The organism is Pseudomonas rhizosphaerae (genome assembly GCF_000761155.1).
GTDB classification, from domain to species: domain Bacteria; phylum Pseudomonadota; class Gammaproteobacteria; order Pseudomonadales; family Pseudomonadaceae; genus Aquipseudomonas; species Aquipseudomonas rhizosphaerae.
In genome coordinates, this window is the sequence record NZ_CP009533.1 from 82,474 (window position 1) to 105,649 (window position 23,176).

Genomic DNA, 23,176 nt, shown 5'->3' on the forward strand with positions numbered 1-23,176 from the left:
TCAAATGCTCAAACGGGACAGCTCGACGCCGGGCGCCTGGCTGACACTGAGTTGGTCGACGATGGTGGCCTGCAGCCGACTGCACAGTTGCGGGTCGGACAGTGGCAGATTGTGCGCATCGGTGATGAAGAACACGTCTTCCACGCGTTCGCCCAGGGTAGAGACCTTGGCGTTTTGCAACGACAGGTCGAACTCCAGGAAAATCTTGCCGATGCGTGCCAGCAGGCCAGGCCTGTCGGGCGCGCTCAGCTCCAGGATGGTGACTGGCCGCTGGGCGTCGTTCTGGATGGTGACCTGCGGCGGGAAGGCGAAATGCTTGAGCTGGCGCGGCACGCGGCGATGAATGATGTTGGGGTAGTCATCGGGGTTGCGCAGCGCATCGCTCAGACCCTGGCGAATCTGCGCGACCCGGCGCGGATCGTTGCCGATCGAGCCGCCGTCGTTGTCCAGCACGATGTAGGTATCGAGCGTGAACTGGCTGCTGGAGGTAATGATGCGCGCGTCATGGATGTTCAGGTTGAGCTGGTCCATCGCCGCGACCGTCACCGCGAAGAAGTCGTGCTGGTCGGGCGCATAGATGAAGATCTGCGTGCCGCCTTCGAATTCGCGCTGGGTGGTTTCCTTGATCAGCACCAACGGATCGCCATTGGCAGGCTGCTGGAGGATGGCGTCGGTGTGCCAGGCCACGTCGCCGGCGTTGTGGCGCAGGAAGTAGTCGTCGCCCAGCTGCGACCAGAGCTGCTCGATGTCGTCCTGATCGGTCCCGCCGCGTACCAGTATCTCTAGGGCGGCGCTCTGCGTGCGACGAATCTGCTCCTCACGGTCCAGCGGATTCTCCAGACCGCGACGCAGCGCGCGCTTGGTCTCGGTATACAGCTGGCGCAACAGGCTGGCGCGCCAGGAATTCCACAGGCTGGGGTTGGTCGCGTTGATGTCGGCCACGGTCAGCACGTAGAGATAGTCCAGGTGCACTTCGTCGCCGACCTGCTGGGCGAAGTCGTGGATCACCTGGGGGTCGGACAGGTCCTTGCGCTGCGCCGTGGTCGACATGACCAGATGGTTCTGCACCAGCCAGACGATCAGCCGGCTGTCCCAGGCGGGCAACTGGTGACGCTGGCAGAAGTGCTCGGCATCCACTGCGCCCAGTTCGGAATGGTCGCCGTTACGCCCCTTGCCGATGTCATGGTACAAGCCGGCCAGGTAGATGAGCTCAGGCTTGGGCAAGCGCTCCATGACCTTGCTGGCGAGCGGGAATTTCTCCGAAACCTGCGTGTATTGCAGCTTGCGCAGGTGTTTGATCAGGTTGAGCGTGTGCGCATCGACCGTATAGATGTGGAACAGGTCGTGTTGCATCTGGCCGATGATACGGCCGAACTCGGGCAGGTAGCGGCCCAGGATGCCGTAGCGGTTCATGCGGCGCAGGTTGCGGTGGATGCCCACCTCGCACTTGAACAGCTCGATGAACAGGCTGGTGTTGCGAATATCGGTGCGAAACGCGTCGTCGATCAGGTGGCGATGCTCGCGCAGCAGGCGAATCGTGTCGGCGCGCACACCTTTGATCTCAGGGTTCTGCGCCATCAGCACGAAGATTTCCAGCATCGCGAACGGCGTGCGCTTGAACACTTGGGTGTGGGTCGCCTCGATGTAGCCATCATGCAGCTGGAAGCGCGAATTGATCGGTACCGTCGAACCGGCATCGGGGTCGCCGAGAATCACTTCCTCGAAATGCTGGATGATCAGGTCGCTGAGCTCGGCGATGCTCATCACCACACGGTAGTATTTCTGCATGAACCGCTCGATCGCCAGTTTCGCGTCGCTGTCCTTGTAGCCCAGCAGGCCGGCGATGGAACGCTGGTGGTCGAACAGCAGGCGATCTTCCGAGCGCCCGGCCAGCATGTGCAGGGCGTAGCGCACCTTCCACAGAAACTCCTGGGAAGAGGCCAGCAGATTGTTCTCGCTTTCCACCAGGAAACCTTCCCCGGCCAGTGCGTGCAGGTTCAGCGTGCCGAACTGGCGGCGTGCCACCCACAGCAACGTCTGGATGTCGCGCAGGCCACCGGGCGAGCCCTTGACGTTGGGCTCCAGGTTGTACTCGGTGTCGTTGTACTTGTGATGACGGGCGTTCTGCTCGGCCCGCTTGGCCAGGAAGAACTCGCGGCTGGGCCACATCTTCTCGGTGCTGGTGACCTCGAGCATGCGCTTGCGCAGCCGTTCGGGCCCGGCGATGGTGCGGCTTTCCATCAGATTGGTGATGACAGTGACGTCGGCGCGCGCCTGCTCCGCGCATTCCTCCACCGAGCGCACGCTCTGGCCCACTTCCAGGCCGATGTCCCACAGCAGCGTGAGAAAACGCTCGATCGAATCGCGAAAGACTTCGTAGTCAGGGCTTTCGAGCAGGATCAACAGGTCGATGTCGGAGTAGGGATGCAGCTCGCCACGGCCATAGCCGCCCACGGCGACCAGGGCGATGTCGGCATCCTCGCTCCAGTCGAACTGGCTCCACGCCCGTTCCAGGATATTGTCGACGAACCAGGCGCGGTCTTCGATCAGCCTGCGAATGTCGCGGCCATTGCGAAAGCGCTCGTCGAGCACGTCGTGGGCCTGGCGAATCGCTTTCTTGAAGGCCGCGATGGGACTTGCCTTCAACGCCAGTTCGGCCTGGAACTGGCCGCGATCGAACAACTCCGGATCCACCTGCGGCATGTCGTATTCCTGAAGAGATGAGTGACCTGAACGGGTTGCCCGAGCGTGCAGCGTTACGCCGAGACGCGGGCGATGGTGTCGTCGCTGCGCAAGGTGAAGATCTCGTAGCCGGTGGCGGTCACCACCAGGGTGTGCTCCCACTGTGCGGACAGCTTGCGGTCCTTGGTGATGGCCGTCCAGCCATCGCCCAGCACCTTGGTGTCGGCCTTGCCCTGGTTGATCATCGGCTCGATGGTAAAGGTCATGCCTTCCTTGAGTTCCATGCCGGTACCGGCGCGACCGTAGTGCAGCACCTGGGGTTCTTCGTGGAACACCTTGCCGATGCCGTGGCCGCAGAATTCGCGGACCACGGAGAAACCGTTCTTCTCGGCGTGCTTCTGGATGACTTCGCCGATGTCGCCCAGGCGGCAGCCCGGCTTGACCAGCTCGATGGCCTTGTACAGGCACTCCTGGGTCACCTGCGACAGGCGCTCGGCCCACACCGGCACGGTGCCGACGTGGAACATGCGGCTGGTGTCGCCGTGGTAGCCATCCTTGATCACGGTGACGTCGATGTTCAGGACATCGCCGTCCTTGAGCGGCTTCTCATTGGGAATGCCGTGGCAGACCACGTGGTTGATCGAGGTGCAGATCGACTTGGGGTAGCCCTTGTAGTTGAGCGGGGCAGGGATGGCCTGCTGCTCGTTGACGATGTAGTCGTGGCACAGGCGATCGAGCGCTTCGGTGGTGACACCGGCCTTGACGTGAGGCGCGATCATCTCCAGCACCTCGGCGGCCAGGCGGCCGGCAATGCGCATCTTCTCGATGTCTTCGGGGGTCTTGATGGTAACGGTCATTCGGGGCTCTCTGAGCGCTCGCGCGCATTCGCAGGCTGGAAATCGAGGCGATTCTACCAGAGCCGCCGCGGACTGCCGTGCGGTGCTGGCGACGCCTCTATATAAGAGGTGATGGGCGGTATTGTCGCGCGAATCCGGCAGCGGCGCAAAAGCCGTCGTGCATCGACGCTATTTCAGGTTTCTATATCCGGACGGCTATGGTATAAAATGCGCCGCTTTCCGGGGATGCCCCGGGAGCAACCAAACCCACACACGTGTCGACACGATGACCTGGGTGCCGGTGGTTCTGCCACGGGTTGGTCATTGGGATACGTGGAGGCTTAACCCGACTTATCAAGGAACTATCATGTCCCAAGTCAACATGCGCGATATGCTGAAGGCCGGTGTGCACTTCGGTCACCAAACCCGTTACTGGAATCCGAAAATGGGTAAGTACATTTTCGGCGCGCGTAACAAGATCCACATCATCAACCTCGAAAAAACCCTGCCGATGTTCAACGAAGCGCTGACCTTCGTAGAGCGCCTGGCCCAGGGCAAGAACAAGATCCTGTTCGTCGGTACCAAGCGTTCCGCCGGCAAGATCGTCGCCGAGGAAGCAGCACGTTGCGGCTCGCCGTACGTCGACCATCGCTGGTTGGGCGGCATGCTGACCAACTTCAAGACCATCCGCGCTTCGATCAAGCGTCTGCGTGACCTGGAAACCCAGGCCGAAGATGGCACGTTCACCAAGCTGACCAAGAAAGAAGCTTTGATGCGCACCCGTGATCTGGAAAAACTGGATCGCAGCCTGGGTGGTATCAAGGACATGGGCGGCCTGCCTGACGCACTGTTCGTCATCGACGTCGACCACGAGCGCATCGCGATCACCGAAGCCAACAAGCTGGGCATCCCGGTCATCGGCATCGTCGACACCAACAGCAGCCCTGAAGGCGTTGACTACATCATCCCAGGCAACGATGACGCCATTCGCGCCATCCAGCTGTACATGGGTTCGATGGCCGACGCGGTCATCCGTGGTCGCAACCACGTGGCTGGCGGTACTGAAGAATACGTTCAGGACGCACCTGCCGCAGCGGTAGAAGGCTGAGTCTAGACGCCCAGCGTTTACTCGGTACGCAAAAAGGGGGCTAGGCCCCCTTTTTGCCACCTCGAGAACCATTGCCGGCATCGTCATCGCTCGAACTGTAAAGAGCCGCTGGCAAGGTCACGAATTGAACGCCCGTTAACGGGTGGAATGGTTAGACACCTATCCAAGAGGAATTTGAAATGGCAGAGATTACTGCAGCGTTGGTCAAAGAACTGCGCGAGCGTACCGGCGAAGGCATGATGGATTGCAAAAAGGCCTTGACCAAGGCCGGCGGCGACATCGAAAAAGCCATCGACGACATGCGTGCTTCGGGCGCCATCAAGGCCGCCAAGAAAGCAGGCAACATTGCTGCCGAAGGCGCCATCGCCGTCAAGGTTGCTGCCGACAACAAGTCCGCAGTCATCCTGGAAGTCAACTCGCAGACCGACTTCCTGGCTCTGCAGGACGACTTCAAGCACTTCGTCGCCGCCAGCGTGGAAAAGGCTTTCGCCGACCAGCTGACCGACGCTGCGCCACTGATCGCCGCTCAAGAGTCGGCCCGTGAAGCCCTGGTTGCCAAGGTTGGCGAAAACGTCAACATCCGCCGCCTGGTGCGTGTAGAAGGCGACGTTGTCGATGCCTACCTGCACGGCAACAAGATCGGCGTCATCGTCGCCCTGAACGGCGGCAACGCCGAACTGGCTCGCGACATCGCCATGCACGTGGCTGCCAGCAACCCGGAATTCCTGCTGCCATCGCAGGTTTCGGCCGAGGCCATCGAGCGTGAGAAGGGCGTCTTCATGAGCCTGAACGAAGACAAGATCAAGGGCAAGCCAGCCGAAATCGTCGAGAAAATGGTTGCTGGTCGTATCAGCAAGTTCCTCGCCGAAGCCAGCCTGGTCGAGCAGGCGTTCGTCAAGAACCCTGAAGTCAAGGTCGGCGACCTGGCCAAGAAAGCCGGTGCTGAAATCGTTTCGTTCACCTACTTCAAGGTAGGCGAAGGCATCGAGAAGCCTGTCGACAACTTCGCTGACGAAGTTGCCGCACAAGTGGCCGCTGCCAGCAAGCAATAAGACGGATTCGTTCTGTTGCCCCAAAGAGGCTGCCCGCTTACGCGCGCAGCCTCTTTTTCAAAGTTGGAACCCGGATTTAGCCGCTTACAAGGCGCAGGTCCGGTGGTACTGTCGCAGTGCCGCAAGCTAGAGTTAGGCGCGCCGTACACCGGCCCGTCCAGAATTTATTAAACGCCGCAGGAGAGACACGCAATGGCTCAGCAGGTGAGTGGTCGTCAACCTCGCTATAAACGCATTTTGCTCAAACTTAGCGGCGAGGCCCTGATGGGGTCCGAAGATTTCGGGATCGACCCGAAAGTGCTGGACCGCATGGCCCTCGAAGTGGGTCAGCTGGTAGGCATCGGCGTCCAGGTGGGCCTGGTCATCGGTGGCGGCAACCTGTTCCGCGGCGCAGCCTTGAGCGCCGCCGGCATGGACCGTGTCACCGGCGACCACATGGGCATGCTGGCCACGGTGATGAACGCCCTGGCGATGCGCGATGCGCTCGAGCGCTCCAACATTGCCGCCATCGTCATGTCGGCTATCTCCATGGTAGGCGTGACCGACCATTACGATCGTCGCAAGGGTATTCGTCACCTCAATTCCGGTGATGTGGTAATTTTCGCCGCCGGTACCGGCAACCCGTTCTTCACCACCGACTCCGCAGCGTGCCTGCGCGCCATCGAGATCGATGCCGACGTGGTGCTCAAGGCGACCAAGGTCGACGGTGTCTACACGGCCGATCCGTTCAAGGATCCGAATGCTGAGAAATTCGACCGCCTGACGTACGATGAAGTACTGGATCGCAAGCTGGGCGTGATGGACCTGACCGCCATCTGCCTGTGCCGTGATCACAAGATGCCGTTGCGGGTATTCAACATGAACAAGCCTGGCGCTCTGCTGAACATCGTAGTGGGCGGCGCCGAAGGAACTCTGATCGAGGAAGGCGAAGTATGATCAACGAAATCAAGAAGGATGCGCAGGCGCGCATGCAGAAATCCCTGGAGTCGCTGCAGCACGCGTTCGGTCGTATCCGTACCGGCAAGGCGCACCCAAGCATCCTGGAAGGCGTCCAGGTTCCCTACTACGGTGCCGACACCCCGATCAACCAGGTCGCCAGCATTACCGTGAAGGACTCGCGCACCCTGCAGGTCGTCGCGTTCGAGCGCAACATGCTCGCTGCGGTCGACAAGGCCATCGGTTCCGCCGGCCTGAACCTCAACCCGACCAACCTGGGCGAGTTGCTGCTGATCTCCATGCCTGCACTGACCGAAGAAACCCGCAAGGGCTTCACCAAGCAGGCGCGTGACGCTGCCGAAGATGCCCGCGTGGCCGTGCGCAACATCCGTCGTGATGCCTTGAGCCAGTACAAGGATCTGGTCAAGGAAAAGGAAATCAGCGAAGACGAAGAACGTCGTGCCGCCGATGATATCCAGAAGCTGACCGACAAGTTCGTCGCGGACATCGAAACGGCCGTGAAGCAGAAAGAAGCGGACCTGATGGCCGTTTAAGGAATTAGTCCGTCTCATGGAAAAGACCAAGTTGGCTGTACCTTCCACGGTACCGCGGCATGTTGCGATCATCATGGATGGCAACAATCGCTGGGCCAAGAAACGTTTGCTGCCCGGTGTCGCTGGGCACAAGGCCGGTGTGGATGCCGTACGCGCGGTCATCGAGGTGTGTGCCGAGGCCAAGGTCGAGGTACTGACCTTGTTCGCTTTTTCCAGCGAGAACTGGCAGCGTCCGGCCGACGAGGTCGGGGCGCTGATGGAGCTGTTCTTCAGTGCGCTGCGTCGCGAGGCGCGGCGCCTGAACGACAACCGGATCAGCCTGCGGATCATCGGTGACCGCTCGCGGTTCCACCCCGAGTTGCAGGCCGCCATGCGCGAAGCCGAAGCGGCCACCGCCGGCAACGACCGCTTCGTCCTGCAGATCGCCGCCAATTATGGCGGTCAGTGGGACATTGCCCAGGCGGCCCAGCGTCTTGCCCGGGAAGTCCAGGCTGGCCACCTCAAGCCCGAAGACATCACCCCCGATCTGCTGCAGACCTGTCTGGCCACGGGTGACTTGCCCTTGCCGGATCTGTGCATCCGTACCGGCGGCGAGCATCGCATCAGCAACTTCCTGCTGTGGCAGCTGGCCTACGCCGAGCTGTACTTTTCCGACCTGTTCTGGCCGGATTTCAAACACGAGGCCATGCGCACGGCGCTGGCCGATTTCGCTTCGCGCCAGCGGCGGTTCGGTAAAACGAGCGAGCAGGTCGAAGCCGGAGCCCGTGCTTAATGCTTAAACAACGCATCATCACTGCGCTGATCCTGTTGCCGATTGCCCTGTGCGGTTTCTTCCTGCTCGAAGGGGCGGGTTTCGCCCTGTTCATCGGCCTGGTGGTGACCTTGGGCGCCTGGGAATGGGCGCGCCTGGCCGGTTTCGAAAAACAACCGGCGCGCATTGCCTTCGCGGCCGTGGTAGCGGGCCTGTTGTTCTTCCTCTACCTCACGCCCGGGCTGGCGCCGTTCGTGCTCGGTGCTGCAGTGCTGTGGTGGTGCCTGGCCACGTTCCTGGTGCTGACGTATCCGCGCACCAGTGAGCATTGGGCCAGCCTTGCCTGCAAGTTGCTGATCGGCCTGCTGATCCTGCTGCCGGCCTGGCAAGGCCTGGTGCTGCTCAAGGGTTGGCCGCTGGGTAACTGGCTGATCATGACCGTTATGGTGCTGGTGTGGGGTGCCGACATCGGCGCCTACTTCACCGGCAAAGCCTTGGGCAAGCGCAAGCTGGCGCCGCAGGTCAGCCCCGGCAAAAGCTGGGAAGGTTTCTACGGCGGGCTGGTGACCAGCCTGTTGATCACCCTGGCCATCGGCCTGGTGCGTGACTGGGGCGTCGGCCAGATGCTCGCGGGCCTGGTCGGCGCTGCGATCGTGGTGGCCATTTCGGTCGTGGGCGATCTGACCGAAAGCATGTTCAAGCGTCGTTCGGGCATCAAGGACAGCAGCAACCTGCTGCCCGGCCATGGCGGTGTACTGGATCGCATCGACAGCCTGACCGCAGCCGTACCGGTGTTCGCCGTACTGCTGTGGGCCGCTGGCTGGGGCGTGATGTGAGCCGCGTGCAGCGTATTACCGTACTGGGCGCGACCGGCTCCATTGGCCTGAGCACGCTCGACGTGATTGCTCGCCATCCGGATCGCTACGCCGCGTTCGCCCTGACCGGCTTTTCGCGCATGGACGAGCTCTTGGCGCTGTGCCTGGTGCATCGCCCGGTGTTTGCCGTGGTGCCCAGTCAGGAATGCGCCAGCGCCCTGCAGCAGGCATTGCTTCAAGCCGGATCGCGCACCGAGGTACTGATCGGTGAAGAGGGCCTGTGCCAGGTTTCGGCGGCGCCGGAAGTGGATGCCGTGATGGCGGCCATCGTCGGCGCGGCGGGTTTGCGCCCGACGCTGGCAGCGGTGCGTGCAGGCAAGAAAGTGCTGCTGGCCAACAAGGAAGCGCTGGTCATGTCGGGCGCCTTGTTCATGCAGGCCGTGCGCGACAGCGGCGCCGTCGTGTTGCCGATCGACAGCGAACACAACGCCATTTTCCAGTGCATGCCCCGTGATTTCGAGCGTGGCCTGAGTCAGGTCGGTGTGCGCCGGATTCTGCTGACCGCATCAGGCGGACCGTTTCGGCAGACTCCGCTGCAGCAGCTGGAACAGGTCACCCCTGAGCAGGCCTGCGCCCACCCCAATTGGTCGATGGGGCGCAAGATTTCCGTCGATTCGGCGAGCATGATGAACAAGGGCCTGGAGCTGATCGAGGCGTGCTGGCTGTTCGATGCGCGTCCCGAGCAGATCGAAGTGGTCGTGCATCCGCAAAGCGTGATCCATTCCCTGGTCGACTATGTCGACGGCTCGGTGCTGGCTCAGTTGGGCAACCCCGACATGCGCACGCCGATCGCCCATGCCATGGCCTGGCCTCAACGTGTGGACTCCGGCGTGGCACCTCTGGACCTGTTCGCCATCGCCCGGCTGGATTTCGAGGCGCCGGACGAGCAGCGGTTTCCCTGCCTGCGCCTGGCGCGGCAGGCAGCCGAGGCGGGCGACAGTGCCCCGGCCATGCTCAACGCGGCGAACGAAATCGCAGTGGCGGCGTTCCTCGAGCGTCGCATACGCTACCCGCAGATCCCGCGTATGATCGAAGACGTCTTGAACCAGGAGCCGGTCGTTGCGCTGGACACGCTCGATACGGTCTTCGCCGCGGATGCGCGCGCGCGCGATCTGGCCCAGCAATGGTTGAACCAGCACGGGAACTGACACCCGTATGGCCGTAGTTCGGAGAGAGTTATGAGTGCGCTCTACATGATTATCGGCACCTTGGTGGCATTGGGTGTGCTGGTTACCTTTCACGAGTTTGGCCATTTCTGGGTCGCACGGCGCTGTGGCGTCAAGGTGCTGCGTTTTTCGGTGGGTTTCGGCACGCCGCTGCTGCGCTGGCACGACCGCCAGGGCACCGAGTTCGTCGTTGCGGCGATTCCCTTGGGCGGCTACGTCAAGATGCTCGACGAGCGTGAAGGCGAAGTGCCGGCCGACCAGGCGGAGCAGTCTTTTAACCGCAAGAGCGTGCGTCAGCGCATTGCCATCGTCGCCGCCGGTCCGGTGGCCAACTTTCTGCTGGCGCTGGTTTTCTTCTGGCTGCTCGCAATGCTGGGCACTCAGCAACTCAAGCCGGTAGTCGGCTCGGTCGAGCCGGGCAGTATTGCGGCAACCGCCGGTCTGATGGCGGGCGAGGAAATCGTTGCCGTTGATGGCGAAAGCACGGCGGGTTGGGCTGCGGTGAACCTGCAGATGGTCCGTCGCCTGGGCGAAACCGGAGCCTTGCAACTGACCGTGCGCGAGCCGGGCGCAACCGCGGAAACCACGCGTTCGCTGGCCTTGAATCAATGGCTGCAAGGCTCCGATGAGCCCGATCCGATTCGCTCGCTGGGCATTCGTCCCTGGCGTCCGGCGCTGGCACCGATCCTTGCCGAACTCGATCCGAACGGCCCCGCTCAGGCCGCCGGCCTGCGCACCGGAGACCGCCTGCTGGCGCTGGACGGCCAGCCACTGGGCGATTGGCAGCAGGTCGTGGACCTGGTGCGCGAACGTCCGGACAGTCGCATCGTACTGCGCGTGGAACGCGACAATGCCCCGTTGGACGTGCCGGTCAACCTCGTTTCCAAGGGCGAGGGCAAAGCCGCAGGGTACTTGGGCGCCGGGGTGAAACCGGTCGAATGGCCCCCGCAAATGCTGCGTGAAGTCAGCTACGGGCCACTGGATGCAGTGGTCGAAGGCGCCAGGCGCACCTGGACCATGAGCGTGCTGACCCTTGATTCCCTGAAGAAAATGCTGTTCGGCGAGCTCTCGGTAAAAAACTTGAGTGGACCGATAACCATTGCTAAAGTGGCGGGCGCTTCGGCCCAGTCGGGTTTTGGGGATTTCCTGAATTTCCTCGCCTACCTGAGCATAAGCCTCGGAGTTCTCAATTTGCTGCCCATTCCGGTACTGGATGGGGGGCATCTGTTGTTCTACCTGATTGAGTGGGTGCGTGGTCGCCCCGTCTCTGATCGGGTACAGGGTTGGGGAATCCAGATCGGCATCAGTCTGGTGGTTGGGGTCATGCTGCTCGCCCTGATAAACGATCTGGGTCGTCTGTAACGCTTCGCTCGTTTGCGAACCTGCCGCTTCTGCGGCAGTTTGTTTATTGCCAGTTGGAATAAGAAAGGACTTCATGAAACGTCTGCTGCTAACTGCGGTTCTTGCCGTACTGATGATCGCTGAAGTTCACGCCGCGTCCTTCACCATCTCCGATATTCGTGTCAACGGTCTGCAGCGGGTTTCCGCCGGCAGCGTGTTTGGCGCGTTGCCGTTGAACGTAGGTGATCAGGCCGACGACGGTCGCCTGGTGGAATCGACCCGTGCACTCTTCAAAACCGGGTTCTTCCAGGATATCCAGCTGGGCCGGGACGGTAACGTCCTGGTGATCACCGTGGTCGAACGACCTTCGGTGGCCAGTATCGACATCGAAGGTAACAAGGCGATCTCCACCGAAGACCTGATGAAGGGCCTCAAGCAGTCCGGCCTGGCCGAAGGCGAGATCTTCCAGCGCGCGACCCTCGAAGGCGTGCGCAACGAGTTGCAGCGTCAGTACGTGGCCCAGGGCCGCTACTCGGCATCGGTCGACACCGAAGTGGTCACCCAGCCGCGCAACCGTGTGGCCCTGAAGATCAACATCAACGAAGGCACGGTCGCGGCCATCCAGCACATCAACGTGGTGGGCAACTCGGTGTTCCCCGAGGAAGACCTGACCGACCTGTTCGAGCTCAAGACGTCCAACTGGCTGTCGTTCTTCCGCAACGACGACAAGTACGCACGCGAAAAGCTGTCCGGTGACCTGGAGCGTCTGCGCTCCTACTACCTGGACCGCGGTTACATCAACATGGACATCGCGTCCACGCAGGTGTCGATCACCCCGGACAAGAAACACGTCTACATCACCGTCAACGTCAACGAAGGTGAAAAGTACACCGTTCGCGACGTCAAGCTCAGCGGCGACTTGAAGGTGCCCGAAGACCAGGTCCAGCAGTTGATGCTGGTGAAGAAGGGCCAGGTGTTCTCGCGCAAGGTCATGACGTCGACCTCCGAGCTGATCACCCGCCGCCTGGGTAACGACGGCTACACCTTTGCCAACGTCAACGGCGTGCCTCAGCCGCACGATGAAGACCACACCGTCGACATCACCTTCGTGGTCGATCCGGGCAAGCGTGCCTACGTCAACCGCATCAACTTCCGTGGCAACACCAAGTCGGAAGACGAAGTGCTGCGTCGCGAAATGCGCCAGATGGAAGGCGGCTGGGCTTCGACCTACTTGATCGACCAATCCAAGACCCGCCTCGAGCGCCTTGGCTTCTTCAAGGAAGTGAACGTCGAGACGCCGGCCGTGCCCGGTACCGACGACCAGGTCGACGTCAACTATGCCGTGGAAGAGCAGGCGTCGGGTTCGATCACCGCCAGCGTCGGCTTCGCCCAGAGCGCCGGTTTGATTTTGGGTGGTTCGATCAGCCAGAACAACTTCCTGGGTACCGGTAACCGCGTGTCGATCGGCCTGACCCGCAGCGAGTACCAGAGCCGCTACAACTTCAGCTACACCGACCCGTACTACACGCCGGACGGCGTCAGCCTGGGCTATAACGCTTTCTACCGCACCACCGACTACGACGACCTCGACGTCGACGTGGCCAGCTATGCCGTGGACAGTCTGGGCGCCGGCATGAACTTCGGCTACCCGATCAGCGAAACCTCGCGCTTGACCTTCGGCTTGAGCGTGCAGCAGGACGAGATCAAGACCGGTAAGTACACCGTCAACGAAATCTTCGATTTCACCGAGAAGGAAGGTGAGAAGTTCACCAACTTCAAGGCGTCCGCCGGTTGGTCTTCGTCGACGCTGAACAAAGGCGTGCTGCCGACCCGCGGTGCTTCGCAAAGCTTGACGGGTGAAATCACCATTCCAGGCAGCGACTTGTCGTTCTTCAAGATCGACTACCGCAACCAGGCGTTTGTGCCGGTGACCGAAAACTACACGATGCGCTTCCACACCGAGCTGGGTTACGGTGACGGCTATGGCTCGACCGACGGCTTGCCGTTCTATGAGAACTACTACGCCGGTGGTTTCAACTCTGTACGTGGCTTCAAGGACAGCACGCTGGGTCCGCGCAGCACGCCGAGCAAGGAAAACCCTCGTCGCGGTACGTTGGACGACCCTGACACAGACCCGCTGGCCTTCGGTGGTAACGTCCAGATCACCGGTGGCGCAGAAGTACTGTTTCCTTTGCCATTCGTAAAAGACCAACGCTCGCTGCGTACGTCCCTGTTCGTTGACGTCGGTAACGTCTTCGACACCAACTGCAGTGACTCGGTTACAGCAGACAAAAAGGTTGTCCGCTGCAACGACATCGACATCGCCAACATGGCCGTCTCCGCCGGCTTGGGCGTGACCTGGATCACCGCCCTGGGCCCACTGAGCTTCAGCCTGGCGATGCCGGTCAAGAAGCCTGACAATGCCGAAACCCAGGTCTTCCAATTCTCTCTGGGCCAGACCTTCTAAGGTCTGCTCCTTGGCAACAACAACGGATTTTGTAGGAGTTTATTGTGCGCAAGTTGACTCAAATGGTTGTTCTGGCCGCGACCCTCGCCGCCTCGTTGGGTGCCGCTCCGGCCTTCGCCGACATGAAAATCGCTGTTCTGAACTATCAGATGGCGCTGCTCGAGTCTGACGCTGCCAAGAAATACGCGGTCGATGCCGAGAAGAAATTCGGCCCGCAACTGAGCAAGCTCAAGACCCTGGAAAGCAGCGCCAAGAGCATCCAGGACCGCCTGGTTGCCGGTGGCGACAAGATGGCCCAGCCCGAGCGTGAGCGCCTGGAGCTCGAATTCAAGCAGAAAGCCCGCGACTTCCAGTTCCAGTCCAAGGAGCTGAACGAAGCCAAGGCCGTTGCCGACCGCGAAATGCTCAAGCAGCTCAAGCCCAAGCTCGACGGTGCCGTTGAGGAAGTCATCAAGAAAGGTGCCTTCGACCTGGTGCTGGAGCGCGGTGCGGTGATTGATGTCAAACCTCAGTTCGACATCACTCGCCAGGTCATCGAGCGCATGAATCAGTCGCGCTGATATGACAGCGACCATGAAGCTCGGCCAGCTGGCCGAGTTCCTGGGGGCCACGGTCAGTGGCGACCCGGAGAAGATCATCACTGGGCTGGCCACCTTGCAGGAGGCCGGCCCAGCTCAGCTGAGCTTTCTGGCCAATCCGCAGTACCGCAAGTTCCTGCCCGATAGCCATGCCGGTGCCGTGCTGCTCAAGGCAGCCGATGCCGAAGGTTTCCAGGGTGACGCACTGATCGTCCCCGATCCCTATCTTGCCTATGCACGCATCTCCCATCTGTTCGATCCCAAGCCCCGTGCCAGTGCTGGCGTGCATCCCTCGGCCGTCATTGCCGCCGATGCCCAGGTCGACGCGGCTGCCAGCGTCGGGCCGTTTGCCGTCGTGGAAAGCGGTGCCAGGATCGCCGCCGGTGTGACCATCGGCGCGCACTGCTTCATCGGTGCACGTTGCGAGATCGGCGAAGGCGGCTGGTTGGCGCCTCGTGTGACTCTGTATCACGATGTGCGCATCGGCAAGCGCGTGGTTATCCAGTCGGGCGCCGTGCTGGGAGGTGAGGGCTTCGGCTTCGCCAACGAGAAGGGCGTGTGGCAGAAAATCGCCCAGATCGGCGGCGTCAGCATCGGCGACGACGTCGAGATCGGTGTGAACACCGCCGTCGATCGCGGGGCTTTGGCCGATACCGTGATTGGCAACGGCGTGAAGCTCGACAACCAGATCCAGATTGCCCACAACGTACAGATTGGCGATAACACCGCCATGGCGGCGTGTGTCGGTATTTCGGGAAGCAGTAAGATCGGCAAGAATTGCATGCTCGCAGGCGGCGTAGGCCTGGTCGGGCACATCGAGATCTGCGATGGCGTATTCATCACTGGCATGACCATGGTGACCCATTCGATCACCGAACCTGGGGCCTATTCCTCGGGTACGGCGATGCAGCCAGCGGCCGAGTGGCGCAAGAGCGCCGCGCGATTGCGGCAGTTGGATGACATGGCTCGGCGCCTCAAGCAGGTGGAAAAGCATGTCGAGGCAGTGACCCAAGGCGGTAAAGCGTCATCTGATGGCTGATACCTTTTCCATATCAAGTGTGCCCAGCCGCTAGACTGCCCCTTGATTTGCAATAGGAGTGTCGCGCGTCAGCCGCGCGCTCCCTATCTTTACTACAGGCTTCCCCCCGAAATGATGGACATCAACGAGATTCGCGAATACCTGCCGCACCGCTATCCCTTTCTGTTGGTGGATCGCGTAGTGGAGCTGGACGTCGAAAGCCAGAGCATTCGCGCCTACAAGAATGTCAGCATCAACGAGCCGTTCTTCAATGGTCACTTCCCTGCGCACCCGATCATGCCAGGCGTGTTGATCATCGAGGCCATGGCCCAGGCCGCCGGCATTCTTGGTTTCAAGATGCTCGACGTCAAACCGGCCGACGGTACGCTCTACTACTTCGTGGGTTCGGACAAGCTGCGTTTCCGCCAGCCTGTGCTGCCCGGCGACCAGTTGATCCTGGAAGCCAAGTTCATCAGCTGCAAGCGCCAGATCTGGAAGTTCGACTGCAAGGCGTCGGTGGACGGCAAGCCGGTCTGCTCGGCCGAGATCATCTGTGCGGAACGCAAGCTATGAGTTTGATTGACCCTCGCGCCATCATCGACCCGTCCGCCGTTCTGGCAGATGGCGTCGAAGTCGGCCCTTGGTCGATCGTTGGTGCGGGCGTAGAAATCGGCGAGGGCACAGTGATCGGTCCCCATGTCATCCTCAAGGGGCCGACCCGCATCGGCAGGCACAACCGTATCTACCAGTTTTCCTCCATCGGGGAAGACACGCCGGACCTCAAGTACAAGGGCGAGGAAACCCGCTTGGTCATCGGTGACCACAACGTCATCCGCGAAGGCGTGACCATTCACCGCGGCACCGTGCAGGACCGCGCCGAAACCACGCTGGGCGACCACAACCTGATCATGGCCTATGCCCATATCGGGCACGACAGCGTCATAGGCAATCATTGCATCCTGGTCAACAACACGGCCTTGGCCGGTCACGTGCATGTGCATGACTGGGCGATTCTGTCCGGCTTCACCCTGGTGCACCAGTATTGCCACATCGGTGCCCACAGTTTTTCCGGTATGGGTACGGCCATCGGCAAGGATGTACCGGCCTATGTCACGGTATTCGGCAACCCGGCCGAAGCCCGCAGCATGAATTTCGAAGGCATGCGCCGCCGCGGTTTCAGCGATGAAGCGATCCACGCGCTGCGCCGTGCCTACAAGACGGTCTACCGCCGTGGCTTGACCGTCGAGCAGGCCCTGCTCGATCTGGAAGAACCTGCGCGGCTGCACCCCGAAGTCGACGTGTTCCTAAAGTCGATCCAGTCCTCGACCCGCGGCATCACCCGCTGATGTCTCACCCCGCACCGCTGACCGTAGCACTGGTGGCAGGCGAAGCCAGTGGCGACATCCTGGGTTCAGGGCTGATGCGCGCGCTCAAGGCACGCCATCCGCACATCCAGTTCATCGGCGTCGGCGGTCCGCTGATGGAAGCCGAGGGGATGGTCAGCCGCTTCCCGATGGAGCGCCTGGCAGTGATGGGCCTGGTCGAAGTGCTGGGCCGCCTGCGTGAACTGCTGGCGCGGCGCAAGCAGCTGATTGCCGAGCTGATCGCGTGCAAGCCGGATGTGTTCATCGGCATCGACGCCCCCGATTTCACCCTGAACATGGAACTTAAGCTGCGCCAGGCCGGGATCAAGACGGTGCACTACGTGAGCCCCTCGGTCTGGGCCTGGCGGCAGAAGCGGGTGTTGAAGATTCGCAAGGGTTGCGACCTGATGCTGACGCTGCTGCCCTTCGAGGCCAGGTTCTACGAAGAGCAGGGCGTCCCGGTGCGCTTCGTCGGTCATCCGCTGGCCGACACCATTGCGCTGCAAGCTGACCGTGAACAGGCCCGCTTGCAGTTGGGCCTGCCCAGCGATCATCCAGTCGTGGCGTTGATGCCCGGCAGCCGGGGCGGCGAAGTCGGCCGTCTGGGCGAGCTGTTCCTCGACAGTGCCCAGTTGCTCCTGCAATCGCAACCACACACACGCTTCGTAATCCCCTGCGCCAACCCGCAGCGGCGTGCGCAACTGGAGCAAATGCTCGCCGGGCGCACGATGCCGGTGACCTTGCTCGACGGTGGCTCGCACACCGCGCTGGCCGCTTGTGACGCGGTGCTGATCGCTTCCGGCACGGCTACCCTGGAGGCCCTGCTGTACAAGCGCCCCATGGTAGTGGCCTACCGGCTGGCGCCCGTGACGTACTGGATTCTCAAGCGCATGGTCAAAAGCCCCTACGTGTCGTTGCCCAACCTGCTGGCCCAGCGCATGCTGGTGCCCGAGTTGTTGCAGGATGACGCTACGCCTCAGGCGTTGGTAGCGCAGTTGCTACCCCTGCTGGCAGGTGGCGAGGAGCAGACCAGCGCTTTTGACGCGATTCACCGCACGCTGCGTCGCGACGCCTCCAACCAGGCGGCCGACGCCGTGCTGAAACTGATAGGCAGGAATGATGGCTAAGTCACTACAGACAAGCAGGCAACTGCAGATGGGTCTGGATTTCGATCTGGTCGAGGAACTGGTCGCCGGCGTCGACGAAGTCGGCCGCGGCCCATTGTGCGGCGCGGTGGTGACGGCAGCGGTGATTCTCGATCCGCGCCGGCCGATCCTGGGTCTCAACGACTCCAAGAAGCTGACCGAAGCGCGTCGTGAAATGCTCTACGAAGAAATCTGCGAGAAGGCCCTGGCCTGGTGCATTGCCCGCGCCGAAGTGGAAGAGATCGACCGGCTGAACATTCTCCATGCGACCATGCTGGCCATGCAGCGGGCGGTGCAGGGCTTGAGCATTACGCCGAAACTGGCGTTGATCGACGGCAATCGCTGCCCGCAGCTGGATGTGCCCAGTGCCCCGGTGATCCAGGGCGACGCGAAGGTCCCGGCCATCGCCGCCGCTTCGATCCTGGCCAAGGTCAGTCGCGACCGGGAAATGTCCGCTTTCGAATTGATCTACCCAGGCTATGGCATGGGCGGGCACAAGGGCTACCCTACGCCAGTGCATCTGGAAGCTTTGGCTCGCCTGGGCCCCACGCCCATTCATCGGCGATCGTTCGCGCCGGTCCGCGCTGCGTGGCAGGCTCGCGAAAGCATCGATCAAGCACCCGCCTGGGTCTAGCAGGCTGATGTTTTGATCAAGGCCCGGTACAATCCGGGCCTTGTCGTTCTACCCGTCACCATAGGATCAACATGTCGGTTTCCTTCGTTCATCTTCGCTTGCACACCGAATACTCGCTGGTCGACGGCCTGGTGCGGATCAAGCCGCTGGTCAAGGCGCTGGCCGGTATGAACATGCCTGCGGTGGCGGTGACCGATCAGAACAACATGTGTTCGCTGGTGAAGTTCTACAAGGCCGCGATGGGCGCCGGCATCAAGCCGATCTGCGGCGCCGACCTGTGGTTGGCCAATCGCGACCCCGATGGCCCTCTGAGTCGCATCAGCCTGCTGGCGATGAACGCCGTGGGTTATCGCAACATAACCGAACTGATTTCCCGCGGCTTCATCGAAGGCCAGCGCAACGGCCAGGTGATCGTCGAGCGGCAGTGGGTGGCCGAAGCTAGCGAAGGCGTGATCTGCCTGTCGGCGGCCAAGGAGGGCGAGATCGGCATGGCCCTGCTGGGCGGCTATCCGGGCGACGCCGACAACCTGTTGCGCGAGTGGATGGCGATATTTCCCGAGCGTTTCTACGTCGAGGTGCAGCGGACCAATCGCACCAACGACGAAGAGTACCTGCATGCGGCCGTCGCCCTGGCCGACCGCCTGGGTGCGCCTCTGGTGGCGACCAACGATGTGCGCTTCATCAAGCAGGAAGATTTCGAGGCCCACGAGACCCGCGTGTGCATCGGTGAAGGCCGCGCGCTGGACGACCCGCGCCGCAACAAAAACTACAGCGACCAGCAGTACCTCAAAAGCGCGGAAGAGATGGCCGAGTTGTTCAGCGATCTGCCCGAGGCGCTGGAAAACACCGTCGAGATCGCCAGGCGCTGCAACATCGACGTCAAGCTGGGCAAGCACTTCCTGCCCGACTACCCGATTCCCGATGGCATGACCATCGATGAGTACTTCCGCAAGGTCTCGTTCGACGGCCTGGAAGAACGCCTTGCCGTGCTCTTGCCCAAGGACACCACCGAGAACTACGAAGAGCGGCGGCAGGTGTATGTCGACCGACTGAATTTCGAGCTCGACATCATCATCCAGATGGGCTTTCCAGGTTACTTCCTGATCGTGATGGACTTCATCCAGTGGGCCAAGAGCAATGGCGTGCCGGTGGGTCCGGGCCGGGGGTCGGGCGCTGGCTCCCTGGTAGCCTATGTCCAGAAGATTACCGACCTCGACCCGCTGGAATACGACCTGCTGTTCGAACGCTTTCTCAACCCCGAGCGGGTTTCCATGCCCGACTTCGACGTCGACTTCTGCATGGATGGCCGCGACCGGGTCATCGACTACGTGGCGGACAAGTATGGCCGCAACGCCGTGAGCCAGATCATCACCTTCGGCTCCATGGCGGCCAAGGCGGTGGTGCGCGACGTGGCACGGGTGCAGGGCAAGTCCTACGGCCTGGCCGACCGCCTGTCCAAGATGATCCCGTTCGAAGTCGGCATGACCCTGGAAAAGGCCTTCGAGCAGGAAGAGATCCTGCGCGACTTCATCAAGGTCGATGAGGAAGCGGCGGAAATCTGGGACATGGCGCGCAAGCTCGAAGGTGTGGTGCGTAACGTCGGCAAGCACGCCGGTGGTGTGGTGATCGCGCCGACCAAACTCACCGACTTCGCGCCGATCTACTGCGACGAGGCCGGCGACGGCCTGGTGACCCAGTTCGACAAGGATGACGTGGAGGCCGCCGGCCTGGTCAAGTTCGACTTCCTCGGCCTGCGGACCCTGACCATCATCGACTGGGCGTTGAAGACCATCAACCGCGACCGCGCCAAGGTCAACGAAGCGCCGCTGGACATCGCCTTCATTCCGCTCGACGACAAACCGACCTACCAGTTGCTGCAGAAGGCCGAGACCACCGCGGTGTTCCAGCTCGAGTCGCGCGGCATGAAAGAGCTGATCAAGAAGCTCAAGCCCGACTGCCTGGAAGACCTTATCGCCCTGGTGGCGCTGTTCCGCCCAGGCCCGCTGCAGTCGGGCATGGTGGATGACTTCATCAACCGCAAGCACGGCCGCGCCGAGCTGGCCTATCCGCACTCGGACTACCAGTACGAAGGGCTGAAACCAGTCCTGGCTCCTACCTACGGCATCATTCTGTATCAGGAACAGGTGATGCAGATCGCCCAGGTGATGGCGGGCTACACCCTCGGTGGTGCCGACATGCTGCGCCGCGCCATGGGCAAGAAGAAGCCCGAGGAGATGGCCAAGCAGCGCGGCGGCTTCATCGATGGGTGCGCGACCAACAACATCGACCCGGACCTGGCAGGCAACATCTTCGACCTGGTGGAAAAGTTCGCCGGGTACGGTTTCAACAAGTCCCACTCCGCCGCCTATGGCCTGGTGTCGTACCAGACCGCCTGGCTCAAGACCCACTACCCGGCGCCGTTCATGGCTGCGGTGCTGTCGGCGGACATGCACAACACCGACAAGGTCGTGACCCTCATCGAAGAGTTGCGCAGCATGAAACTGCGCCTGGATGCACCTGACGTGAACAACTCCGAGTTCAAGTTCACGGTCAACGACGACGGTCGCATCGTCTACGGGCTGGGCGCGATCAAGGGCGTGGGCGAAGGCCCGGTGGAGGCGATCATCGAGGCGCGCCAGGCCGGTCCGTTCAAGGACCTGTTCGACTTCTGCGAGCGCGTCGACCTCAAGCGCATCAACAAGCGCACCCTCGACGGTCTGATCCGCAGCGGCGCGATCGACCGCCTGGGTCCGCATTTCCACGAAGAAACCAAAGCCTACCAGGCCAACATCGACCGCAACCGCGCGGTGCTGCTGTCGGCCATGGAAGGCGCGATCAAGGCGGCGGAGCAGACGGCACGCACCCATGACAGCGGCCACAACGACCTGTTCGGCGGCGTGTTCGTGGAGGCCGATGCGGATGTCTATGCCAGCCATCGCAAGGCCAAGGAGCTGACCCTCAAGGAGCGGCTGCGCGGCGAGAAGGAAACCCTTGGGTTGTACCTCACCGGGCACCCGATCGACGAATACGAAGGCGAGATCCGCCGCTTCGCGCGGCAACGCATCATCGACCTCAAACCATCGCGCGAAACCCAGACGGTGGCCGGCATGGTCATCGCCCTGCGGGTGATGAAGAACAAGAAAGGCGACAAGATGGGCTTCATCACCCTCGACGACCGCTCGGCGCGCATCGAGGCCTCGCTGTTCGCCGATGCCTTCATGTCGGCGCAATCGCTGCTGCAGACCGATGCCATGGTGGTGGTGGAAGGGGAGGTCAGCAACGACGACTTCTCTGGTGGCCTGCGCCTGCGCGTCAAGCGCGTGATGAGCATGGAAGATGCGCGCACCAACCTGGCCGAAAGCTTGCGCCTCAAGGTGCATGCCGACGGGCTGGGTGGCGATCGTCTCGGCTGGCTGGGCGAATTGTGCCGTCAGCACCGTGGCGCTTGCCCGATTACCATGGAATACACCAGCAGCGATGCCAAGGCGACGCTGCAGTTCGGCGAAGGATGGCGTATCGACCCGGGCGACAGCTTGATTCAAGCGCTGCGTGACCAGTTCGGCCGTGAGAACGTCTTTCTGCAATATCGTTGAACTGGCCCCGAGGGGCGGGTTCGACCACAATTAATAAACTCGACCTGAACGCGCCGTTTCCTTTAAGGTATGGCGCCAAACGGATCAACCGGCCGGCCGCTTGGCCGTCGACCCAAGACGGATGCCTATGAACCCGAATTTTCTTGATTTCGAACAGCCGATCGCTGACCTGCAAGCCAAGATCGAAGAGCTGCGCCTGGTGGGCAACGACAACTCGTTGAACATCGGCGACGAAATCTCTCGCCTGCAGGACAAGAGCAGCACGCTGACCGAAAGCATCTTCGGCAACCTGACCAGCTGGCAGATTGCCCGGCTGGCACGTCACCCGCGTCGCCCCTACACCCTGGACTACATCCAGCACATTTTCACCGAGTTCGATGAGCTGCACGGCGACCGCCACTTCTCCGACGATGCCGCCATCGTTGGCGGTGTCGCCCGTCTTGACGAGCAACCGGTGATGATCATCGGCCACCAGAAAGGCCGCGAAGTGCGCGAGAAGGTCCGTCGCAACTTCGGCATGCCCCGTCCTGAAGGCTACCGCAAGGCCTGCCGCCTGATGGAAATGGCCGAGCGCTTCAAGATGCCGATCCTCACGTTCATCGACACCCCGGGCGCGTATCCGGGTATCGATGCCGAAGAGCGCAACCAGAGCGAAGCGATCGCCTGGAACCTGCGCGTGATGGCACGCCTGAAAACGCCGATCATCGCCACCGTTATCGGTGAAGGTGGTTCCGGTGGTGCGCTGGCGATCGGTGTCTGCGATCAGCTGAACATGCTGCAGTATTCGACCTATGCGGTGATTTCGCCGGAAGGTTGCGCCTCGATTCTGTGGAAGACCGCCGAAAAGGCGCCGGACGCGGCCGAAGCCATGGGCATCACCGCCGAGCGCTTGAATCACCTGGGCATCGTCGACAAGGTAATCGACGAGCCGCTGGGTGGTGCTCATCGCGATCCGGTCGCCGCCTCGGCCCTGATCCGCGCCGAGCTGACCAGCCAGTTGGACATGCTCAAGGGTTTCGACACAGAGACTTTGCTCAGCCGCCGGTATGACCGGTTGATGAGCTACGGGTTGTAAG

General features: G+C 61.7%; 19 protein-coding genes. 17 read left to right on the top strand and 2 right to left on the bottom strand.

Going from position 1 to position 23,176, the window contains the following annotated elements; genetic code table 11:
• Positions 1-2,703 (bottom strand): [protein-PII] uridylyltransferase, encoded by a 2,703-nt coding sequence (locus LT40_RS00400; protein ID WP_043185077.1) that lies wholly within the window; start codon positions 2,701-2,703, stop codon positions 1-3.
• Between the two features lie 53 nt (positions 2,704-2,756).
• Positions 2,757-3,539 (bottom strand): type I methionyl aminopeptidase, encoded by a 783-nt coding sequence (gene map / locus LT40_RS00405; protein WP_043185079.1) that lies wholly within the window; start codon positions 3,537-3,539, stop codon positions 2,757-2,759.
• Positions 3,540-3,885: 346 nt separating this feature from the next.
• Here map and rpsB point away from each other — a divergent pair, with 346 nt between their 5' ends.
• From rpsB to LT40_RS00490, 17 genes are all read left to right on the top strand, one after another.
• On the top strand, positions 3,886-4,626 hold the full coding sequence (rpsB, locus tag LT40_RS00410; protein ID WP_043185081.1) for a 30S ribosomal protein S2: 741 nt from the start codon (positions 3,886-3,888) through the stop codon (positions 4,624-4,626).
• Between the two features lie 179 nt (positions 4,627-4,805).
• Complete coding sequence (gene tsf, locus LT40_RS00415) at positions 4,806-5,678, top strand: translation elongation factor Ts (RefSeq protein WP_043185083.1); 873 nt, start codon at positions 4,806-4,808, stop codon at positions 5,676-5,678.
• 192 nt (positions 5,679-5,870) lie between these two features.
• Entirely contained in the window at positions 5,871-6,614 is a 744-nt protein-coding gene (pyrH, locus tag LT40_RS00420; RefSeq protein WP_043185086.1) for a UMP kinase, read from the top strand.
• Positions 6,611-7,168 carry a ribosome recycling factor gene (gene frr, locus LT40_RS00425; RefSeq protein ID WP_043185087.1) on the top strand — a complete coding sequence of 186 codons (558 nt, stop codon included), beginning with the start codon at positions 6,611-6,613 and terminating at the stop codon, positions 7,166-7,168. Before pyrH ends, frr begins: the two co-directional genes overlap by 4 nt.
• A 16-nt stretch (positions 7,169-7,184) precedes the next feature.
• On the top strand, positions 7,185-7,940 hold the full coding sequence (gene uppS / locus LT40_RS00430; RefSeq protein ID WP_043185089.1) for a polyprenyl diphosphate synthase: 756 nt from the start codon (positions 7,185-7,187) through the stop codon (positions 7,938-7,940).
• The gene (locus tag LT40_RS00435) at positions 7,940-8,755 is read left to right on the top strand and encodes a phosphatidate cytidylyltransferase (protein WP_043185091.1); all 816 of its coding nucleotides are present in this window, start codon (positions 7,940-7,942) and stop codon (positions 8,753-8,755) included. Before uppS ends, LT40_RS00435 begins: the two co-directional genes overlap by 1 nt.
• On the top strand, positions 8,752-9,942 hold the full coding sequence (gene ispC / locus LT40_RS00440; protein ID WP_043193190.1) for a 1-deoxy-D-xylulose-5-phosphate reductoisomerase: 1,191 nt from the start codon (positions 8,752-8,754) through the stop codon (positions 9,940-9,942). The genes LT40_RS00435 and ispC overlap by 4 nt, the downstream gene beginning before the upstream one ends.
• Before the next feature lie 30 nt (positions 9,943-9,972).
• Complete coding sequence (rseP, locus tag LT40_RS00445) at positions 9,973-11,322, top strand: sigma E protease regulator RseP (RefSeq protein WP_043185093.1); 1,350 nt, start codon at positions 9,973-9,975, stop codon at positions 11,320-11,322.
• A 73-nt stretch (positions 11,323-11,395) separates the two neighbouring features.
• Entirely contained in the window at positions 11,396-13,768 is a 2,373-nt protein-coding gene (gene bamA, locus LT40_RS00450) for an outer membrane protein assembly factor BamA (protein WP_043185096.1), read from the top strand.
• A 44-nt stretch (positions 13,769-13,812) separates the two neighbouring features.
• A complete protein-coding gene (locus tag LT40_RS00455) occupies positions 13,813-14,328 on the top strand; it encodes an OmpH/Skp family outer membrane protein (protein WP_043185097.1) in 516 nt (171 codons plus the stop codon).
• A 1-nt stretch (position 14,329) separates the two neighbouring features.
• Positions 14,330-15,385, top strand: coding sequence for a UDP-3-O-(3-hydroxymyristoyl)glucosamine N-acyltransferase (lpxD, locus tag LT40_RS00460; protein WP_043185099.1), 1,056 nt, complete (start codon positions 14,330-14,332; stop codon positions 15,383-15,385).
• 111 nt (positions 15,386-15,496) lie between these two features.
• On the top strand, positions 15,497-15,937 hold the full coding sequence (gene fabZ / locus LT40_RS00465) for a 3-hydroxyacyl-ACP dehydratase FabZ (protein ID WP_043185101.1): 441 nt from the start codon (positions 15,497-15,499) through the stop codon (positions 15,935-15,937).
• Positions 15,934-16,710, top strand: coding sequence for an acyl-ACP--UDP-N-acetylglucosamine O-acyltransferase (gene lpxA, locus LT40_RS00470; protein WP_043185103.1), 777 nt, complete (start codon positions 15,934-15,936; stop codon positions 16,708-16,710). Before fabZ ends, lpxA begins: the two co-directional genes overlap by 4 nt.
• The gene (gene lpxB / locus LT40_RS00475) at positions 16,710-17,855 is read left to right on the top strand and encodes a lipid-A-disaccharide synthase (RefSeq protein ID WP_043185105.1); all 1,146 of its coding nucleotides are present in this window, start codon (positions 16,710-16,712) and stop codon (positions 17,853-17,855) included. The genes lpxA and lpxB overlap by 1 nt, the downstream gene beginning before the upstream one ends.
• 22 nt (positions 17,856-17,877) lie before the next feature.
• Positions 17,878-18,507 carry a ribonuclease HII gene (rnhB, locus tag LT40_RS00480; RefSeq protein ID WP_043193191.1) on the top strand — a complete coding sequence of 210 codons (630 nt, stop codon included), beginning with the start codon at positions 17,878-17,880 and terminating at the stop codon, positions 18,505-18,507.
• A 71-nt stretch (positions 18,508-18,578) separates the two neighbouring features.
• The gene (gene dnaE, locus LT40_RS00485) at positions 18,579-22,100 is read left to right on the top strand and encodes a DNA polymerase III subunit alpha (RefSeq protein ID WP_043185107.1); all 3,522 of its coding nucleotides are present in this window, start codon (positions 18,579-18,581) and stop codon (positions 22,098-22,100) included.
• A 127-nt stretch (positions 22,101-22,227) separates the two neighbouring features.
• Positions 22,228-23,175, top strand: coding sequence for an acetyl-CoA carboxylase carboxyltransferase subunit alpha (locus tag LT40_RS00490; protein ID WP_043185110.1), 948 nt, complete (start codon positions 22,228-22,230; stop codon positions 23,173-23,175).
• The last annotated feature ends 1 nt before the right edge of the window (position 23,176 follow it).

Bases quoted from the DNA above. Each gene is read 5' to 3' on its own strand.
- LT40_RS00400 (WP_043185077.1), bottom strand. From the start codon at position 2,703: ATGCCGCAGGTGGATCCGGAGTTGTTCGATCGCGGCCAGTTCCAGGCC.
- map (WP_043185079.1), bottom strand. From the start codon at position 3,539: ATGACCGTTACCATCAAGACCCCCGAAGACATCGAGAAGATGCGCATT.
- rpsB (WP_043185081.1), top strand. From the start codon at position 3,886: ATGTCCCAAGTCAACATGCGCGATATGCTGAAGGCCGGTGTGCACTTC.
- tsf (WP_043185083.1), top strand. From the start codon at position 4,806: ATGGCAGAGATTACTGCAGCGTTGGTCAAAGAACTGCGCGAGCGTACC.
- pyrH (WP_043185086.1), top strand. From the start codon at position 5,871: ATGGCTCAGCAGGTGAGTGGTCGTCAACCTCGCTATAAACGCATTTTG.
- frr (WP_043185087.1), top strand. From the start codon at position 6,611: ATGATCAACGAAATCAAGAAGGATGCGCAGGCGCGCATGCAGAAATCC.
- uppS (WP_043185089.1), top strand. From the start codon at position 7,185: ATGGAAAAGACCAAGTTGGCTGTACCTTCCACGGTACCGCGGCATGTT.
- LT40_RS00435 (WP_043185091.1), top strand. From the start codon at position 7,940: ATGCTTAAACAACGCATCATCACTGCGCTGATCCTGTTGCCGATTGCC.
- rseP (WP_043185093.1), top strand. From the start codon at position 9,973: ATGAGTGCGCTCTACATGATTATCGGCACCTTGGTGGCATTGGGTGTG.
- bamA (WP_043185096.1), top strand. From the start codon at position 11,396: ATGAAACGTCTGCTGCTAACTGCGGTTCTTGCCGTACTGATGATCGCT.
- lpxD (WP_043185099.1), top strand. From the start codon at position 14,330: ATGACAGCGACCATGAAGCTCGGCCAGCTGGCCGAGTTCCTGGGGGCC.
- fabZ (WP_043185101.1), top strand. From the start codon at position 15,497: ATGATGGACATCAACGAGATTCGCGAATACCTGCCGCACCGCTATCCC.
- lpxA (WP_043185103.1), top strand. From the start codon at position 15,934: ATGAGTTTGATTGACCCTCGCGCCATCATCGACCCGTCCGCCGTTCTG.
- lpxB (WP_043185105.1), top strand. From the start codon at position 16,710: ATGTCTCACCCCGCACCGCTGACCGTAGCACTGGTGGCAGGCGAAGCC.
- dnaE (WP_043185107.1), top strand. From the start codon at position 18,579: ATGTCGGTTTCCTTCGTTCATCTTCGCTTGCACACCGAATACTCGCTG.
- LT40_RS00490 (WP_043185110.1), top strand. From the start codon at position 22,228: ATGAACCCGAATTTTCTTGATTTCGAACAGCCGATCGCTGACCTGCAA.